Source organism: Fulvivirga kasyanovii, assembly GCF_009711405.1.
Classification (GTDB): Bacteria; Bacteroidota; Bacteroidia; order Cytophagales; family Cyclobacteriaceae; genus Fulvivirga; species Fulvivirga kasyanovii.
Genome location: NZ_SMLW01000485.1, coordinates 11,067 through 13,312, shown reverse-complemented (window position 1 = coordinate 13,312; position 2,246 = coordinate 11,067). Strand labels below are relative to the sequence as shown.

3 protein-coding genes are annotated in these 2,246 nt (G+C 43.5%); 1 reads left to right on the top strand and 2 read right to left on the bottom strand.

Going from position 1 to position 2,246, the window contains the following annotated elements; all coding sequences use genetic code 11:
- Positions 1-123: 123 nt before the first annotated feature.
- Positions 124-447, top strand: a complete 324-nt coding sequence (trxA, locus tag E1163_RS09235) for a thioredoxin (protein WP_155171150.1) — start codon at positions 124-126, stop codon at positions 445-447.
- A 67-nt stretch (positions 448-514) separates the two neighbouring features.
- Here trxA and E1163_RS09230 read toward each other — a convergent pair whose 3' ends face one another.
- Both E1163_RS09230 and E1163_RS09225 read right to left on the bottom strand, forming a co-directional pair.
- Positions 515-949 carry an NUDIX domain-containing protein gene (locus E1163_RS09230; protein WP_155171149.1) on the bottom strand — a complete coding sequence of 145 codons (435 nt, stop codon included), beginning with the start codon at positions 947-949 and terminating at the stop codon, positions 515-517.
- A 4-nt stretch (positions 950-953) separates the two neighbouring features.
- Positions 954-1,811, bottom strand: a complete 858-nt coding sequence (locus E1163_RS09225) for an SDR family NAD(P)-dependent oxidoreductase (protein ID WP_155171148.1) — start codon at positions 1,809-1,811, stop codon at positions 954-956.
- Between the last annotated feature and the right edge of the window lie 435 nt (positions 1,812-2,246).

Here is a 2,246-nt window from a genome sequence, read left to right as displayed (position 1 = left end):
GCCTATGAGACAATTGATAATAATTATGGAACGGGCGTTTACCTGAGGAAACAAAAAACGCTATATTTGCGTTGGTTCAATATCAGACGACAAAGAGTTTTAATATTTATAAACACCAATATAATGAGTAAAGCAATTGAAATCACCGACTCAAACTTTGAAGAGATCATCAACAGCGACAAGCCTGTTTTAGTAGATTTTTGGGCAGAATGGTGTGGACCTTGTAAAATGATCGGACCTGTTGTTGAAGAATTGGCAGGTGATTATGATGGCAGGGCTGTAATAGGAAAAGTAAATGTGGATGAAAATCCTAACGTTTCCGCTAAGTTCGGCATCAGAAGTATACCTACCCTTTTGGTATTTAAGGGTGGCGAGATCGTAGATAAGCAAGTAGGCGCTGTACCTAAAGGTGTATTGTCTCAAAAGCTTGACGCCCAAATAGCTTAACAATAAATTAAGTTTAAAGGAATTAAAGTGGATGCCCGAAAAGCATCCACTTTTTTATTGTCATTTTTTAAGGCGCTATGCTATCCAGTGCCGCTTTCAGAATCTCCTGGTGATCAAAAGCCAGCTTCGGAAGATCATTGACCGGCCACCATTTCACAGCTTTTGCATCATCAGCAGCTTTCACCTGCTGGCTGGCCATGTCTACCTTTACCATAAAGGCAACGGTAACCGTTCGTCCTCTGGGGTCACGTCCGGGTTTGCCCCACGCTCCCAATTGCACAAACTCCTCTGCTTTTAAATCCAGCCCGGTCTCTTCCTGCAACTCTCGGGCAGCAGCAGTATTCAAATCTTCATCATCCTCCACAAAACCACCCGGAAAGGCCCAGTTTTCCTTAAAAGGCTCATTCTTCCGCTGGATAAGTAAAATATGTTGGTCAGCATTTTCTCCCAGGCTGAAAACCACGGCATCCGCCGTTACTTTAATATTCTGATCTATCGGCATAATTTTATCTCATTTCTGTAGCACCTTCCATTTCGTGCTCCAGTTCAAGTTCTCCTTTTGGTTGTTTCTTTAGTTCATCAGGCACCTGCGAACCTACACTTCCCTTGGCAACGGTAATACCGCCGTCGGCAGAGAATAATGCTCCCGTAACATATGATGCCTCATCGGAAGCCAAAAATAAATAAACATTTGCTATTTCTTCAGGTGTTCCCCTTCTGCCTAGTGGTGTAGCCTCAAGCATCATTTTAACCATCTGTTCGTCCATACCGCTGGTCTCCTTGTGCGTCCACGCCGTATCAATAGGCCCCGGGCAAACACAATTGGCACGAATACCATTCTTGGCCTGCTCCACTGCCACACCTTTCATAAAGGCATGCATAAACCCTTTTGTACCACCGTATGGCGTATTTTGAGCAATTCCCAACTTGCCAGCCTCTGAACCTGCCGAGACTATACATCCCTGAGTTTTGGTAAGCTCTGGAACGGCAAATTTTGTCATCAAAAATGCACTCCTGAGGTTATTGCGGATCATATTGTCATAAGCCTCTATACTATATTGATCAATAGTAGTTACTTCAGGGAATATTCCCGCATTGTTGATCAGAATGTCGAGTTTATCCCAGGTTTTGGTGCAAAGCTTAATACACTCCTGAGCACCTGCTTCATCTGCCACATCTCCGGTGAAAGCGATCGCATTTCCTCCTTTCTTATTGATCTCATCAACAACCTCATTTACAGGGTCTTGCTCCATGCCAGCCACTACTACCCGGGCGCCTTCTCTGGCAAATTTCTTGGCAATGGCCTCTCCTATACCGGTGGCTCCTCCGGTTACAATTGCAACTTTATCCTTTAATCTGTCCATAGCGTTAATATTTTAGTTGGTTACTCCATCTAAAAAGACAATAAGCATTCCTTACCTATTAAACCTGACCAATTCACTAAAAACCCGTCTGGGCCTGATAAACCTGTAGAAAAAGATTCTGAATTCAGGAAAAGAGTTCACACACCTGCATTGCAAATAGCCGCCAGCAGAACTTAACAGCAGCTTTGCTAAACTTCCAAAAGTTTGGTAAAGCTTACCGGTCGACAGTACGGTCTGAAGGTAATCACTCCGAACAGTAGTTATCCCTCCCTTTCAGGGCTGGTTCTTACAGATTTTTCTTAACAAAAGGCTGCACCTTTTGCTGATGAATTATACCTTTTCAGAGCGGAATTGATGCTGGCGTAAAATGACCTTTTCAAAAATTATCGAGGCAGTTTCTCAACATCCGGACAACTCAGCCAACAGAACTAAAAC